The sequence below is a fragment of the Oscillatoria salina IIICB1 genome, from assembly GCF_020144665.1.
Lineage (GTDB): Bacteria > Cyanobacteriota > Cyanobacteriia > Cyanobacteriales > SIO1D9 > IIICB1.
This window is the reverse complement of record NZ_JAAHBQ010000012.1, coordinates 15,117-30,608: the sequence shown is the minus strand read 5'-3', so window position 1 is coordinate 30,608 and position 15,492 is coordinate 15,117. Positions and strand designations below refer to the sequence as shown.

Genomic DNA, 15,492 nt, shown 5'->3' with positions numbered 1-15,492 from the left:
TACCCCAATTTCTACTATTAATAACTCATTTTAACGTTTGTACCAATTACCGCTAGTTATTCTCGGTAAATCTCGAACCAAACTTTTTTTACCTAGATAAACCCATGCTTGCTTACCACTAGTTAAAGTTAAAATTTCACGGCAATAGTAATTAGGATGTTCTTCAAGTTTATCTAAAGCTTCCATATTTTTTAAAGGTACTTGATAGTGTTTGCCATGAACGACGCCTTTACCAATAATTAGAATTGGATATTTGCTGGCATTATAAAGTTCGGCATTTGCCAGACTATCATCTGCTAAAAATACCGAACCTGCCATCAGATAATGATTAATTTCTCCTGGAAGGAGCGTCCCGTAAACAAATACATTTACGCGATAATCATTGAAAATATTTGCTATTTTTTGCACGATGGCGGTTAAGAGATTTTTGGCTGATGAATTAGGATCGTTATTAATAACTGCTGTCGCTAGACTTTGATAAAATTCCTCAGTATTTATAAAGTCAAAAATCCAATTTAGTCTTTCAGTTAGTTGGGCAAATATAGAACTAATAATTGAAGCATGAGGTGTTAAAATAACGGTTTTAGATGTCTTATTTGATAAGGGTTTGTCAGTGACAACTAGCTTTTCTGTCTCCAAAAAAATAGTTTGTTCCTCTGGAGATAAAAACTGATTATTGTTAATTTGCTCTTGAAGAAAATTCAAAAATTCAGCAGAATTGGACATAGTTAAATTTCACCTTAATTCATAAGAAAGAAGTCGCTCGACATCAAGCAAAAATTATTATTCAGTTAGTTACACTTCTCGCATCGATTAGTTTTTGCTTTAATTTCACTGAATAACAATTCAACTTTTGCCGAACTATCGCTCGCTTTTCAATTAGTTAAATTAGCGAACTAAACCTCTGATTGCGAACAGAAGATTTATTCTTGATGACTTAATTTCCACATAAAGCTAGAAATCATATTCGTAATAATATGAGCAATAATTGGGACTAGCAAATTACCTGTTAGTAAAGCACTTGAACCTAACAAAAATCCGACTATTGTTGCCCAAATTACATAAGCCCATTGCTGGGAACCGCTATAGTGAAGAACGCCAAAAAGAATACTAGAAACAATTACCGCAAACCAATCTAAACCTAATGCGGGTAACATTACACCCCGAAATAGTAATTCTTCGCTCAAACCAGGTAAAAGCCCTAACCAGATTAAATCTGGCAATACCAAAGGCTTAATTACCAATTCTAAATAGTAATCTGCACTGCGACGGTATGCAGCCCAAAAACGATAAACTGTGCTACTAGCAGCACTAATTCCTAGTGCCATACCTATACCTAATATGAAAGCTTGAGGTTCAAACTGTAAAGGTAAAAGGGCGATCGCGCCAAATTGTTGCCAGAGTTTGGCGATCGCTAGTAAAATTACTGCTGTTACCCCCATGACGACTAAAATTTGTATTCGAGTGAGGGGTTCGATTTCGGAGTTATTAGAGTTTGTCACTGGTTTGAGATAAACAATGCAAAGACGACATATATGGGCGTAGGGCATTCTCGTCGATCCCTGCGCGATCGGCTACAATTACGCCTAACGCCTCTAAATACGAGTTTACCCGAATCGCTTTGATTCCTAATTTTTCTGGGGGAACTTGCATCTGGGTTTGATTTTCTTCTACGGCGATAATTTTGGCTTTTAGGTTACTAAAGCTGAGAATTGCGCTACTACCGCAAGCGGTTGCCGGAATAACTACGGCATTTACTTCTTCTGCCCAAATATCGCCCGGTAATGCCCGATTTTGTCCTACAATAAATTGAGGGGCGCGGGCTAGTCCGACGAGGACGCAAGGTAGGAATGTATAACCTAATTCTTCGGCTGCGGCGCGAGGTGAGATATCAGGATCAACTGGTAAAGGCTTTAAAGCTGGTGCGTGGGCGCAGGGTATGCGAAAATGACGCACAATCAGGTGAGAAACGATCGCTTCTGCACCCGCGAGATGGTCTACTCCGGAGCCGTGGCGATAGTCTTGTAAGGCTTGGGTTTCCATGTCGTCAGGAAAACGGGCGACTACGGCGATCGCTTCTGCTCCAGCTTGCTTAATTAATCTTTCTGCTGCCCGTAATAAGCTGTCCGGATTCCCTATTGTACCCCAACTGGCTCCCGATCGCGCTGTCCGCAGTTGAACATTTAAGGGTGCATCTGTCAAGACATAATCGGTCAAATTTAAGCCTAAAGTTGCTCTCGCTGCGTCTGCGACTTGTAAATGTCGCCAACGTAATTCTGGTTCGATCGCCGAATCGAGAATTAAACCCACCCGGTTTCGATTTACCGGACGCAATCCCCAGCATAAATTGGCAAATTTGTCAAGCCCAAATCCTTCAACATAATAAGTATTGGGCAGATTCCAGTATAATTGTGCGCCGTTGAGGACATTAGGATGAGTAATGAGACGAGCGGAGATTGACGCGATCGCCTTAGCCACCGGGAGCGCATCTCCAGCATAACCGCCAATCGACGCTCCTACCCCAGTAGGAACGATTAAAACCACATTATAAGGACGTTGCTTCACTCGGAATCTTGAGTAACTATCGCTTCAACAGTAACTTTTTGCTTCTCGTCATCAACGCTTGTAACCGCCCAGCGCAAAGGTTCGCCACGTTTTTGCAATTCTGCTTCAATTTCCTTATTTAACTCGGTTGGCGTTGCTTGCAGGTCAATTTCAGCCGTAATAAAGTGAGTAGTCATCTCGGTATAGTTTCCGATTACGAGTAACTTAATCAGTTTATCACTATAGCAATGGTAAATCATTCGTGAAATTTGTAGAAACTAAAATGCAACATTTCTACATCAGACAATTAACAATTTTCACAAATCATCTACTATTGCTATATCATCTACATCTGTTAAGAATTTCAAGCTTTACTCCTACTTTAAAAAAGGATATTGCCAACTAGCTTTAACATCTTCTGGTTCCAAGTAATATTTGCTACACATCATTACTATGTAGAGACGTTGCAGGCAACGTCTCTACATAAAATCCGTAGCATTTTATTTTCCATTTCGTATATTTTTCGCCAAACAAACTACAAAAATAAAGGGCATTACGCCCTTTACTTTCATTAAGGCTGTCCGAATTGTCTTTGATAAATATCCTCTTCTTTTTCCGATTCTATCTTCAAATCCGAACGCGGATGAGCCACGCACAACAATACATATCCTTCCTCTTGCAACTCTGGAGAAACCCCCATAGCATCATTTTGCTCGACCTCACCTGCTAAAATTTTAGCAGCGCAAGTCGTACAAACTCCCGCCTGACAAGAACTTGGTAACTCTATTCCCGCATCCAAAGCAACTTGTAAAATCGTTTCTGTGTCCTTGACTTGAATTGAGTGAGTTTCGCCTTGGTGATTGATTTCAACAGTATAAGTTTGAGACATAAACGACTGTATTATCTAAAATTTAAGTGACCCCGATCTAATTTATCGCTAAATCGTCATCAAGTTACAGAAAAGATAAAAAAAATTTAAGCCCAGACGAGCTTTGTCGATTAACCAATAAAAGAAATTAGGCAGCAAGATGCTGCCACTACATAAGCGAAAGATTTTAGCAACGCTAAAAACACTTTTCTTAAAGTGCTTCAGCACCAGCAACAACTTCAAGAATTTCCTGAGTAATTGACGCTTGTCGAGCTTTGTTATAAGACAAAGTAAGCGTACCAATTAACTCACTAGCATTGTCACTAGCGTTATTCATTGCTGTCATTCGCGCTGCGAGTTCGCTAGCGGCTGACTCTTGCAATGCTCGCAGCAATTGATTATTGAGATATAAAGGCAAGAGTGCGTCGAGAATTTGCACTGGATCTTGCTCAAAAATCATATCTCTAGGAAAGCTGCGAGTTTCGGTACTTACCTTTTCTCGTTCGACTTGAAAATCACCGCCACGAGTAGTCAAGCGGAAGATTTCATCATCAGTAGTTTCTAACCCTTGGGCTGTCAAAGGTAGCAGAGTTTGAATTACTGGGCGAGAACTAATTAAAGAAACAAATCGAGTGTAAACTAATTCTACTCGGTCTACAGTTTCCGAAAGAAACAAAGACAATAACTCATCCGCAATATTAGAAGCTTCTGCGGCGGTAGGAATTTGTTCTAAACCAGTATAACTGGCTTCAATGGGAGCTTCACGACGGCGGAAATACTGCGTAGCTTTGCGTCCCACGATAATGTATTTGTAATCAATTCCTTGGGCTTCTAATTCTCTAGCGCGGCTCTCTGTACGCTTGATAATATTGCTATTGTAAGCGCCACAAAGACCACGATCGCCGGACACTACCAGTAACCCTACAGTTTTAACTTCTCTTTGCTTAAGCAAAGGCAAATCGGCATCTTCAAATTGAAGACGATTTTGCAAACCATAGAGAACTTGCGCCAAGCGATCGGCAAAAGGACGAGTAGATGTAACCTGTTCTTGGGCGCGACGTACTTTCGCTGCGGCTACCAGGCGCATCGCCTCGGTAATTTTCTTAGTATTTTTAACTGACTGAATGCGATCGCGGATTGCTTTGAGATTTGCCATAACTTTATCCTTTGTTAGTTATTCTTTGCTAGTAATTAGTAGTTAGTTTTTTTGGTAACTCCACCCCTAACTACTAACCACTAACTACTAACCACTTACGCTGAAGCTGCGAAGGTTTGTTTGTATTCCTTAATTGCTTCTTTGAGCAGATTTTCGGCTTCGTCAGTCAGCTTCTTCTCGGTATTGATAATCTCGACAAAGCGCTGCTTGCTGTTTTTCAAGTAGTCCCGCATTCCTTTAGTAAAAGCAGTTACTTTTTCCAACGGAATCTCATCCAGATAACCGTTAATTCCGGCATAAACGATCGCTACTTGCTCTGGTACAGACAAAGGCGAATATTGCGGCTGTTTCAATACTTCCCGTAAGCGCTGACCTCGCGCCAACTGGTCTTGGGTAGCTTTATCCAAATCCGAAGCAAACTGAGAAAATGCTTCTAATTCCGCAAACTGAGCCAATTCTAGCTTCAATTTACCAGCTACTTGTTTCATTGCCTTGGTTTGTGCTGCCGAACCTACGCGAGATACGGAAATACCAGCGTTAATTGCGGGACGGAAACCTGCGTTAAACAAGTCAGAAGACAAGAAAATCTGACCGTCAGTAATTGAAATTACGTTCGTCGGAATATAAGCGGAAACGTCACCTGCTTGAGTTTCAATAATCGGCAGGGCAGTCATACTACCTTCACCCAACTCGTTACTCAATTTCGCTGCCCGCTCTAACAAGCGAGAGTGGAGATAAAATACATCTCCAGGATAAGCTTCGCGTCCGGGAGGACGACGCAGCAACAACGACATTTGGCGATAAGCTTGGGCTTGCTTAGACAAGTCATCATAAATTACCAACGTCGCCTTACCCTTGTACATAAAATATTCTGCCAAGGTTGCGCCCGTGTAAGGAGCGAGGTATTGCAGAGTTGCGGGATCGTTAGCATTTGCCGCAACCACAATCGTGTAATCCATCGCGCCTCTTTCTTCGAGGACGCCAACAATCTGAGCCACAGTCGAAGCTTTTTGACCGATCGCCACGTAGACGCAAATTACATCTCCGCCTTTTTGGTTGAGGATCGTATCCACAGCTACCGCCGTTTTTCCAGTTTGGCGATCGCCAATAATCAACTCCCGTTGACCCCGCCCAATGGGGATCATCGCGTCAATCGCAGTAATACCCGTTTGCAGTGGTTCGTATACCGAACGGCGCTCGATAATTCCCGGTGCGCCCGATTCAAGCAAACGACTGTCGCTAGTATGAATATCGCCTTTACCATCAATCGGACGAGCCAGAGCATCTACCACTCTCCCGATCGTCGCATCCCCTACAGGAATCTGAGCGATTTTACCCGTAGCTTTTACAGTACTACCTTCTTGGATATCGCGACCCGTACCCATCAATACGGCACCGACGTTATCTTCTTCTAAGTTCAAAGCGATACCCACAGTACCATCTTCAAACTCCACCAGTTCGCTTGCCATTACTTTGTCCAGACCATAAATCCGGGCAATACCATCTCCTACTTGGAGAACCGTACCCACATTAGAAACCTGAACTTCTTGGTCGTAGGATTCAATTTGCTGGCGAATAATGCTGCTAATTTCGTCTGGTCTAATGCTAATCATCTTTACTAGTTGTTAGACGTTAGTTAATAGTTGGTTAATGGGCTAACTGAGAATCGGTAATTGCCACCCAGACAATTACCCTATTTTAAGCTGCACTTTTCAAGCTCAAGCTAATACGACGCAGTTGTCCTCGGATACTAGCATCTAGCACCTGAGAACCGACACGAATAATTACCCCACCGATTAAATCGGGGTCAATTTTTGTCTTCAGTTCCACAGCGCTAGCACCTGTCATCGCCTTAACTTTGTTGGAAACTGCCTGTTTTTGTTCGTCGTTCAATTCTGCGGCAGAGCTTACTTCTGCTAAAACCGCATTATTCAACTTCCGCAGTAATTCTAAGTATTGCTGACAAATTTCTTCTATGAAAATAATGCGCCGTTTATCAACCAGCAGCATTAAAAAGTTCATCAGCAAAGGGTCAAATTCTTCCCCGCCAATACGTCGAAGTACAGCTTTTTTGTCTTCATCTTTGACCACTGGATTACTCAAAAACTCGTTTAGTTCGCTCGAATTTTCCAGTAGTTCCAGCAAAGAGCGGAGTTGTTCGCCAAAAGGTTCTGTCAAATCTCTTTGCTGTGCCAAAGACATCAAAGCTTCAGCATAAGGTTCGACGATTTCGGCACTTACTAAACTTTTCTTCATCAGCTACCTCCGAGCCGTGCAATGCTGCGGTCAATTAATTGTTGTTGAGTTGATTCGTCTAAAATCTCCTTCATCCGAGACTCAACACGATCGATCGCCAATGTCGCCACTCGCTGTTTCAATTCCGCGATCGCCCGTTCTTTTTCGGTATTGACATCAGCGACTGCATCTGCTTTAATTCGCTCTACTTCTGTGTTTGCCTGAGCTAAAATTGATTCTTTCGCTTTCTGGGCTGTTTGTTCAGCCGTCGTCCGAATTTTTTCTACTTCTGCCTGAGCCTGAGCCAACTTCTGCTGGGCATCGGCTAAAGCCGCAGCCGCTTCTTTCGCTTGAACTTCAGCTTCCTTAATTTCTGACTGGATTTTTGAGCGTCTTTCTTCGAGAATTTTCCCTAAGAATCTCCGCCCAAACACGAACAAGACCCCGATAATAATTACCAGGTTAATCAGATTAGTTTCTAAAATGTCAAAATTCAAACCAAAACCACCCTCTTCGGCTGCTTCTGCCGCTTCGGTGGCTAGGTAGAGAAAATTTATCACTATCCCCAACTCCCCGGCGCTACTCCAACTTCTTTACTCTGATTAATTCTTCGTGAAGGCGAGCGACTGTTTCGCTCTAGTGAGGAGTGCAGAGACGTACCTTCGCACATCTCTACTTATTTACTAACTCAGCTCCCAAAAGCTTATTTAAAATTTGGTTGCTAAGTGCCTCCACTTCTCCTTCGAGGGAACCGAATGCTTCTGCTTTTTGAGCTTCTATTTCTTGAGCCGCTTTTTCGCGCTCTGCTTGTACTTCTTGCTGTGCTTCCTTAATTTTTGCATCAGCAACTTTCTGAGCTTCTGCTTGGGCTGCGGCAATTACATCTTGAGACTTCCGACGCGCATCTCTTAACTCTAATTCCAGTTGTTGAGCTAGATTTTGAGTTTTCTGTTTGCGTTCGCGAGCATCAGCGATATTTTTCCGAATATAATCTGCTCGCTCGTCTATTGCTTTGCCTAATGGTTTATAAAAAACCGCATTTAGCAGCGCCACCAAAATGACAAACTGCACTGCCATTAAGGGCAAAGTAGCATCAAAATCAAACAGCCCTCCCTCTTTTACAGTTGTCTCAACTGCCTCTGTTGCTAAAATAAATGTCCAGTGCATCATAATTTTTTCGACCCCACTGAGCCTATCTTCGGGTCAGTTTGTCAACTCAATTCAATTTGCTTTGCTTATTTCGATGCGATCTAGAGTTTTGATGGCTGGAAGAGATTTCTGTTTTTACTTGAGTAATCTCTTTCCAACCATCACCCTAAAATTTACGAGAAAGGATTAGCAAACAGTAGCACGAGAGCAACTACTAAACCGTAAATTGTCAGTGCTTCCATGAATGCCAAAGACAGCAACAAAGTACCGCGAATTTTACCTTCAGCTTCGGGTTGACGTGCAATACCTTCTACAGCTTGACCAGCCGCATTACCTTGACCGATTCCAGGACCGATCGCTGCTAAACCAACAGCCAAAGATGCAGCAACAACGGAAGCAGCAGCAATTAATGGATCCATGATTTTTTTCTCCTTCGATTTACCTAATTTACTACAACAACAAAAACGACTTACTCACAAATAGCGCTAATCTGCTTGGATTTGCTAAATTATTGGCTATAGAGAGATCGTTCACCCTTCGCTCGACTGAGTTTTCGTTTCTTAACTGCACGTCTACTGTTTAGTTATTTTCCGATTCTGACTTAACTAAAACAGCTTTTAACCTGCGGTTAAAAACGAAGATTACTCATGCTCTTCTCCACCATGCCCCTCAATCGCCTCTCCAATGTAAGCGGCTGCTAAGGTGGCAAAAATTAGTGCTTGAATTGCACTGGTAAATAACCCCAAAGCCATCACTGGCAAAGGTATAAACAGGGGAACCAGTAACACTAATACTGCTACGACTAATTCGTCCGCTAAGATATTACCAAAGAGACGGAAACTTAGGGAGAGGGGCTTGGTAAAATCTTCCAAAATATTAATCGGTAACAAGATTGGGGTTGGCTCGATGTACTTTTTCAAGTAACCTAAACCGCGCTTGCTAAATCCTGCATAAAAATATGCCAATGATGTTAATAGCGCCAAGGCGACAGTAGTATTAATGTCATTCGTTGGTGCTGCTAGTTCACTGTTAGGAATCTCAAACAGTTTCCACGGTACAAGCGCCCCTGACCAGTTGGAGACGAAGATAAACAAAAATAATGTACCGACAAATGGTACCCAAGGTCGATACTCTTTGTCCCCAATTTGGTTTCTTGCTAGCTCTCGAACAAATTCTAGAGCATATTCCATAAAATTTTGGATTCCACTGGGAATTCTCTTGATGTTTCTCGTTGCCAGGATGGAAGCAATCAAGAGAATGACAATTACAATCCAAGAGGTAAGAAATACCTGTCCGTGGAGTTTGATATTGCCAATTTCCCAATAAAAGTGTTTACCAACTTCTAATTCTGCGAGAGGCAAACTAATTATTGCATTTAAACCATCGATAATTTCCATGCGGCTCTATTTACCTGGAGAGCGAGACAACGTGAAGCAAAAATTTCTTAAGTACAGTTTATCAAGCTACTTTTGCGCTGGGACAATTGTGGTTTGCAGTACATAGACGAGAATGGCGGCTTTATAAGTCATAAATCCGAGAAATATGGGCAAAATTTGCAACTTTTGCAATTGAGTTGCTAATACTATTAGCCCGATGAATGGTGCTAAGCGACCGGAACCGAGTCTCTTTTTTTGTACCCCCAGCCTTTGCACATCTCTGGCTAACATTTTTAAGTAAACCATACCCGCGCACGCACCGATCGCATAATTTAAGCCAGTGTTTAGGGAGTAAAAAAACCAAACTGAGATAAAAATAACTACGCTCATTCCTAAAGTCACCAAATACAAGGTTTTTTGCAGTTGGTAAAACTCTTCCATTGAATTATTGACTGTGGATGAGGATGAACTTTCTGAGCTAAGTTCGTCTGTTTGGAGTGTGGTTTCACTAGATGGGTTTGACGGATTCACGGCTAATCGGTTATTGGTCAGTTTTACTGGTTGGAGATTTTCTTGTCGTTCTGGGTAAGTTTACCCTGAATACAAATGTTTTTCTCCATCACCAGTCAACGATAGCAGTAAGTTGACTGCGATCGCCCCACTCTAAACACTAAGTTAGTGTCTAGATTTCCAGATCTCTAGTTTGACTTATCAGTCCGCTACTCACGTTGCGTCCTGCTTTTACTCAGGTTATGACTAGACCCTTACGGCGAAGAGTCATAACACAAGCCAGAAGCAATATTATCACGGCACGGTGACAATACTTAACATTTTCTAAATTTTTCTGAGATTGATTGGGGAGGAGGGGATTGGGGATTGGGGGGAGACAAGGAAGAGGGGGAGGATAAACTGATAACTGCTCACTGATAACTGAAACCCCAATCACTAATTACTGCTCATTGGTAAGAATAATTAATTGATTTTTCAGTAAAGATCGCACTTTCTCGATCTCTAAAGGATTTTCAGCTAAAATCTCGCCTATACTTCGTTTTGACTCAGTATTACGAGCGCAAGCTTTCATAAATTCAAATTCTGCTTCGGATAAGTTGATAATCTGATAGTCGTAATTAAACAAACACTGACTCTCCCAACCGTCGATACAAGGATGTAGTTCGGGAGTTGCTGCTTTTAACTTTTCCTCACTCGACCAATCTACCGAACTTAAGGGTTCTCGTCCTAGGAAAAATTCGTAGTGAGTAATATTATCGGGGTCGAGTAACTCAATGAGTCGATAACGCTCTTTTTCACTTAATTGTGATGCTCTAGCGATCAACTCTGGTGCTTTGTCTAAAAGTCGCTCTAGTTTCCAAATTTGGGGATTAGAAAAGCCAATAAATTTTAACCCACTTGCCTCGATTAACTCAAATAAAGTCTCGATATTGTAATCAATTTCTTGGGGATGGACGTACATATCCGCAAAACACTCATCTCGTTGATTTTCCAATGACCAACGTTCTTTTTCGCGCTTGACAATTCGATTATTTTCTGGTAGTGAAGCAAAAATTTTTCTGCCAATTTGTACCCCATCTTGATAATCGCCTCGCTGGTTATTTTGCAAAAGGGCGATCGCCTGTTGCATCAAACGAATTTCCCAACGTCCCAACTCAGCATAGACAAAAACGTGCATCAAGCCACCGTTCGCTAACTTTTTCGCTAAAGCTTGAATTCCGGCGATCGGATCGGGTAAATGATGCAAAACGCCCACACAGTTAATTAAATCAAACTCTCCCGGTAATTGGTCAGCCTCCACCAAATTAAGCTGGTGAAACTGAACTCGATTTGCTCCAGAACGACGACAGCGCTCTTTCGCTACCTCTAAAGCACCCGAACTCAAATCAATTCCGACCACTTCCGCTTCCGGGTTCAAATGAACTAAATACTCTGTCCCCACACCAGTACCGCAGCCCGCATCCAAAATCCGAATCTTTTCTGTTGGCGGTTTTTGACCGAGACAGAAATTATAAGCAGCTACCCAATTCCAGCGCCAATTGTATCCCGGAGGTGGTTCATCTAAAAGAGGTTCTGGGGGAAACGGATAAGTATCATAAAGCCGTTGCACAGCCGTACTAATTTCCCGATTCCCTGATTCTGGTTTAGTTTTATTCACGATCGCTCGCCCAGTGGTTACAAATTAGCAAAAATTAATTTTTTCTTAGTCATAGGTCAGGAACAGCCTGGTAAAATAATATCCGCTTCCTAGGCGTTGCCTTCCCTAACTAAGCTGGTTTAGCTTAATTTAATCAGTAAATCTCACCTTTGTTTCCTACACACTTCTTAACAAAGCCGCTCAGGAAGCCCGAAACGTTTTAATGTAAAAGCTGACCGAGATTTTTTTTAAGATTCGTTTTAGTACATGGCTTTCAGGTCTGAGAGTGCAGATTGTCTGGCAAACTGCAATGTTCAAAAATTGGCAAAGACAGCCTATTTTAGCAAAACTCCAGAAGCTGAAAGCTTCTCTTCAGTAACAAATGTTGGATGGGAGATAAAAATGAGTGTTACGGCAAGTGGTGGAAGTTCATTAGCGCGTCCGCAACTATATCAAACTGTACCAGTCTCGACAATTTCGGTAGCGGAACAACAAGACCGTTTTCCGGAAAATGCCGAGTTAAAAGAACTAGAGACGTATTTTCGTTCTGGTAGTAAGCGGATTGAGATTGCTCAAACAATCAGCAACAATTCTGACTTGATTGTTTCGCGTGCAGCCAACCGAATTTTTGTGGGTGGTTCGCCCATGTCTTACCTGGAAAAACCCCAGGAAGATGTAGGTCAAGAATTGGTCAAAGCAGGTGCAGAAAGTAGTGCCAATGCTTTAGGTAACGTCACCTACGTCGAAAGCGGTGGCGGTGGCTTTTTAGAAGGTTTGCGATCGCTGTTTAGTTCTCCAGGTGGAGGTGGCGGTCCAATCCCGGCAGGTTTTCGACCGATTAACGTTTCCCGCTACGGCGCAAGAAATATGCAAAAGTCGCTGCGGGACTTAGCTTGGATGCTGCGCTACCTGAGTTACGCGATCGTCGCAGGCGACCCCAATATCATTGTCGTCAACGTTCGCGGCTTGCGGGAAATCATCGAAAATGCTTGCTCTGGTGCAGCGACGATTGTCGCTTTGCAAGAAATGCGCGTAGCCACAATAGGTTACTTCCGGAAAGACCAAGAAGCCCAGGCGATCGTTGCTCAGTATTTTGAAGTGCTGGTTAACGAATTCAAAGCCCCGACTCCTTCCGACAAACTACGTCAGAGTCCCAGCCCCGACAAACAAGGGCTACAACTGCCTCAAAGTTACTACAATGCGGCAGAAAAACGGCAAAAGTTCGTCATGAAACCCGGACTTTCAGCCCTAGAGAAAAAAGCGACTGTAAAAGCGGCTTATCGTCAAATCTTTGAGCGAGACATCACTCGCGCTTACAGTCAATCGAACTCCTACCTAGAGTCCCAGGTCAAAAATGGCGACATCTCGATGAAAGAATTCGTCCGTCGTCTCGGTAAATCGCCTTTATACCGCAAACAATTCTACGAACCTTTCATCAACTCTCGCGCACTCGAACTCGCTTTCCGTCATTTCCTCGGACGCGGTCCCTCTTCGCGCGAAGAACTGCAAGAGTATTTTTCAATTGTTTCTAATGGTGGACTAGGAGCTTTAGTTGATGCACTGGTTGACTCTCAGGAATATTCCGACTACTTCGGCGAAGAAACAGTACCTTACCTACGGGGATTGGGATTAGAAGCCCAAGAATGCCGTAACTGGGGAATGCAGCAAGATTTGTATAACTACAGCGCCCCATTCCGCAAAATCCCCCAATTTATTACTACTTTTGCCGAATATACCAATCCCTTACCAGACCAACATCCTTACGGTTCTGGTAACGACCCTCTAGAAATTCAGTTTGGGGCAATTTTCCCGAAAGAAACCCGCAACCCCAGCAGCAGTCCGGCACCGTTTAACAAAGATACCAAGCGGATTTTAATTCACCGAGGTCCGGGAATTAACAACCAAGTCAGCAATCCTAAAGCGCGAGGAGAGTTTCCTGGTTCTTTGGGTGCAAAAGTATTCCGTTTCGATCGGCGTCCCTTCTCTGGTTTAAATGCTAAACGCAATAACAGCGATAGCGTCAAATTTAGCGAAAATACTAGCCAAGCAGTCATCCGCGCAGCATATCGTCAGGTATTCGGACGAGATGTTTATGATGGTCAGCGTCAGAAAGTAGCAGAAATTAAGCTGGAAAACGGCGAGATTACTTTGCGCGAGTTTATCCGCATTTTGGCGAAATCAGATGTCTTCCGCAATCTTTACTGGTCTTCGTTATACGTTTGTAAAGCGATCGAGTATATTCATCGTCGTTTGTTAGGTCGTCCTACCTATGGACGGCAGGAAATGAATAAATACTTCGATATTTCTGGCAAAAAAGGTTTTTATGCCTTGATCGACGAGATGATTGATTCTCTCGAATATAACGAGGCTTTCGGGGAAGATACGGTTCCTTACGAACGTTATTTGACTCCTGGTGGTTATCAGTTGCGGAAAGCTCGTCCGGGTAGCATTGGTAAGGATACGGGAGTTCGCGTGGAGAAAAAAGCGGCTCCTCGCTTTGTAGAGTTGGGTCAAGTTCAAGAACGAGCAGAGGTTGAGGTTGAGTCTCGGATTAAGCAAGGTGTTACCGTCGAACGTCAACAAACCAAGATATTTAAGTTGACTAACCTCAATGACAAGGTGGCGCTAGAAAATGCGATTCGAGCAGCATATCGTCAGATTTTCGAGCGTGATGTCGAGCCTTACATCATTAAGAACGAGTTTACCGTTCTCGAAAGTAAGCTTCGCAATGGCGAAATTAGTGTCAAGGAGTTTATTGAAGGTTTAGGTTGTTCGGATCTTTACATCAAGGAGTTTTATACCCCCTATCCCAACACGAAGGTGATTGAGTTAGGAACTAAGCATTTCTTGGGTCGCGCTCCTTTGACTCAGAAGGAAATCCAAACTTATAATCAGATTCTTGCTGGTCAAGGTATTCGCGCTTTTGTCAGTGCGATGGTGAATAGCATGGAGTATCTGGAAGTGTTTAACGAGGATACGGTTCCTTATCGTCGCTTCCCGACTTTACCAGCCGCGAACTTCCCGAATACTGAGAAGCTTTATAACAAGCTGACCAAGCAAGACCGTAATTTGGTGGTTCCCAGCTTTGAGCCTGTAAAATCCCGCGTGGATAGTGCGAAAATGCCTTTAACTGGAAAGGCGATCGCCGATATGCAGGCGCAACAACCGAAGCCAGAGGTGGCAGAGGTGGGTCGCTCTTTCAGTAACGATGGCTCTGCTGACCTGGCGGTACGCGCGGCGGTGACTCCTTCACGTCCCAAGGTAGCACGGATTTTCCGCTTGCAACCCCAAGCAACTGAGGCACAGGTAGAACAAGTGTTAAAGGCGATTTACTGCCAAGTTTTGGATATTTGGAGTCTAGAAGTTCCTTGTGAGTTACGCAGTCCCAAACTAGATAGCCAATTGCGTGAAGGCAAAATTTCGGTACGTCAGTTTGTCAAAGAACTGGTAAATCAACCGATTTATCGCCGTCGTTTCTATGCTCCTTATCCGAACCAAAAAGTGGTTGAGTTGTTATTCCGTCATTTGTTGGGACGCACTCCAATTACCTCTGAACTTGGAGAGTACGAACGCTTGTTGACTGAACAAGGGCTAGAAGCCGCAGCAACGGCGTTGATTAATAGCTCGGAGTACAATCGCTTCTTTGGCGAAAATGTTGTGCCTTACCAGCGTTTTGCCTCTAAGTTAGTTTAGGGTCTTTCAAGAGTAAGGTTAAAGCGCGATCGCACTTTGCCTTTTACTCGCTCGCTGCCGTTTCTGGGTCAGATAAGCGCGATCGCCGCCGTTTCTGTGGCGATCGCGATCCCTAACCTTGGTTACAAAAATGAGGAAAATTGTTAAAAGATATTAAGTAATAAGAGCGAAGGTGAAATAAATGCCGCAAAATTATTTCGGAAGGTTGCTTAGTAACTGCGGCAAGTGTCCAGAGATAATTATTCGCTCAGAGTGCAAGCAGGTAAGTAAATAATCCCAATCAGCTTCTGCCGCAGCCGGGATACTACCTGTCAAAGGTGTAAAC

At 43.2% G+C, this 15,492-nt stretch carries 15 protein-coding genes; 1 reads left to right on the top strand and 14 read right to left on the bottom strand.

Going from position 1 to position 15,492, the window contains the following annotated elements:
• Nucleotides 1-30 precede the first annotated feature (30 nt).
• From G3T18_RS04550 to G3T18_RS04485, 14 genes are all read right to left on the bottom strand, one after another.
• Nucleotides 31-726: a gamma-glutamylcyclotransferase family protein gene (locus G3T18_RS04550; RefSeq protein ID WP_224409343.1), complete on the bottom strand. Its 696-nt coding sequence runs from the start codon at nt 724-726 to the stop codon at nt 31-33.
• A 197-nt stretch (nt 727-923) separates the two neighbouring features.
• Nucleotides 924-1,442, bottom strand: coding sequence for a CPBP family intramembrane glutamic endopeptidase (locus G3T18_RS04545; RefSeq protein WP_224409400.1), 519 nt, complete (start codon nt 1,440-1,442; stop codon nt 924-926).
• Between the two features lie 46 nt (nt 1,443-1,488).
• Nucleotides 1,489-2,565, bottom strand: a complete 1,077-nt coding sequence (locus G3T18_RS04540) for a DUF3326 domain-containing protein (protein WP_224409342.1) — start codon at nt 2,563-2,565, stop codon at nt 1,489-1,491.
• Nucleotides 2,562-2,741: a hypothetical protein gene (locus G3T18_RS04535; protein WP_224409341.1), complete on the bottom strand. Its 180-nt coding sequence runs from the start codon at nt 2,739-2,741 to the stop codon at nt 2,562-2,564. The genes G3T18_RS04540 and G3T18_RS04535 overlap by 4 nt, the downstream gene beginning before the upstream one ends.
• Before the next feature lie 374 nt (nt 2,742-3,115).
• A complete protein-coding gene (locus G3T18_RS04530; protein WP_224409340.1) occupies nt 3,116-3,433 on the bottom strand; it encodes a 2Fe-2S iron-sulfur cluster-binding protein in 318 nt (105 codons plus the stop codon).
• Between the two features lie 190 nt (nt 3,434-3,623).
• Nucleotides 3,624-4,568, bottom strand: a complete 945-nt coding sequence (locus G3T18_RS04525; protein ID WP_224409339.1) for a F0F1 ATP synthase subunit gamma — start codon at nt 4,566-4,568, stop codon at nt 3,624-3,626.
• A 95-nt stretch (nt 4,569-4,663) separates the two neighbouring features.
• Entirely contained in the window at nt 4,664-6,181 is a 1,518-nt protein-coding gene (gene atpA, locus G3T18_RS04520) for a F0F1 ATP synthase subunit alpha (protein ID WP_224409338.1), read from the bottom strand.
• 85 nt (nt 6,182-6,266) lie between these two features.
• Nucleotides 6,267-6,824 carry an ATP synthase F1 subunit delta gene (gene atpH / locus G3T18_RS04515; protein ID WP_224409337.1) on the bottom strand — a complete coding sequence of 186 codons (558 nt, stop codon included), beginning with the start codon at nt 6,822-6,824 and terminating at the stop codon, nt 6,267-6,269.
• Nucleotides 6,824-7,366 carry a F0F1 ATP synthase subunit B gene (locus G3T18_RS04510; protein WP_449867678.1) on the bottom strand — a complete coding sequence of 181 codons (543 nt, stop codon included), beginning with the start codon at nt 7,364-7,366 and terminating at the stop codon, nt 6,824-6,826. Before G3T18_RS04510 ends, atpH begins: the two co-directional genes overlap by 1 nt.
• A gap of 109 nt (nt 7,367-7,475) precedes the next feature.
• Entirely contained in the window at nt 7,476-7,973 is a 498-nt protein-coding gene (locus tag G3T18_RS04505; protein ID WP_224409335.1) for a F0F1 ATP synthase subunit B', read from the bottom strand.
• 152 nt (nt 7,974-8,125) lie between these two features.
• On the bottom strand, nt 8,126-8,371 hold the full coding sequence (gene atpE, locus G3T18_RS04500) for an ATP synthase F0 subunit C (RefSeq protein WP_224409334.1): 246 nt from the start codon (nt 8,369-8,371) through the stop codon (nt 8,126-8,128).
• A gap of 222 nt (nt 8,372-8,593) precedes the next feature.
• Nucleotides 8,594-9,349 (bottom strand): F0F1 ATP synthase subunit A, encoded by a 756-nt coding sequence (atpB, locus tag G3T18_RS04495; RefSeq protein WP_224409333.1) that lies wholly within the window; start codon nt 9,347-9,349, stop codon nt 8,594-8,596.
• A 66-nt stretch (nt 9,350-9,415) separates the two neighbouring features.
• Entirely contained in the window at nt 9,416-9,859 is a 444-nt protein-coding gene (locus G3T18_RS04490) for an ATP synthase subunit I (RefSeq protein ID WP_224409332.1), read from the bottom strand.
• Between the two features lie 418 nt (nt 9,860-10,277).
• The gene (locus tag G3T18_RS04485; protein ID WP_224409331.1) at nt 10,278-11,495 is read right to left on the bottom strand and encodes a class I SAM-dependent methyltransferase; all 1,218 of its coding nucleotides are present in this window, start codon (nt 11,493-11,495) and stop codon (nt 10,278-10,280) included.
• 381 nt (nt 11,496-11,876) lie between these two features.
• Between G3T18_RS04485 and G3T18_RS04480 the strand changes: the two genes are divergently transcribed.
• Nucleotides 11,877-15,167 carry a phycobilisome rod-core linker polypeptide gene (locus tag G3T18_RS04480; protein WP_224409330.1) on the top strand — a complete coding sequence of 1,097 codons (3,291 nt, stop codon included), beginning with the start codon at nt 11,877-11,879 and terminating at the stop codon, nt 15,165-15,167.
• Nucleotides 15,168-15,492: the final 325 nt, after the last annotated feature.

Excerpts from the sequence above, each read along its gene's own strand:
- G3T18_RS04525 (WP_224409339.1), bottom strand. The coding sequence starts at position 4,568 with ATGGCAAATCTCAAAGCAATCCGCGATCGCATTCAGTCAGTTAAAAAT.
- G3T18_RS04505 (WP_224409335.1), bottom strand. The coding sequence starts at position 7,973 with ATGATGCACTGGACATTTATTTTAGCAACAGAGGCAGTTGAGACAACT.
- G3T18_RS04480 (WP_224409330.1), top strand. The coding sequence starts at position 11,877 with ATGAGTGTTACGGCAAGTGGTGGAAGTTCATTAGCGCGTCCGCAACTA.
- G3T18_RS04535 (WP_224409341.1), bottom strand. The coding sequence starts at position 2,741 with ATGACTACTCACTTTATTACGGCTGAAATTGACCTGCAAGCAACGCCA.
- atpE (WP_224409334.1), bottom strand. The coding sequence starts at position 8,371 with ATGGATCCATTAATTGCTGCTGCTTCCGTTGTTGCTGCATCTTTGGCT.
- G3T18_RS04550 (WP_224409343.1), bottom strand. The coding sequence starts at position 726 with ATGTCCAATTCTGCTGAATTTTTGAATTTTCTTCAAGAGCAAATTAAC.
- G3T18_RS04545 (WP_224409400.1), bottom strand. The coding sequence starts at position 1,442 with ATGGGGGTAACAGCAGTAATTTTACTAGCGATCGCCAAACTCTGGCAA.
- atpB (WP_224409333.1), bottom strand. The coding sequence starts at position 9,349 with ATGGAAATTATCGATGGTTTAAATGCAATAATTAGTTTGCCTCTCGCA.
- atpA (WP_224409338.1), bottom strand. The coding sequence starts at position 6,181 with ATGATTAGCATTAGACCAGACGAAATTAGCAGCATTATTCGCCAGCAA.
- atpH (WP_224409337.1), bottom strand. The coding sequence starts at position 6,824 with ATGAAGAAAAGTTTAGTAAGTGCCGAAATCGTCGAACCTTATGCTGAA.
- G3T18_RS04530 (WP_224409340.1), bottom strand. The coding sequence starts at position 3,433 with ATGTCTCAAACTTATACTGTTGAAATCAATCACCAAGGCGAAACTCAC.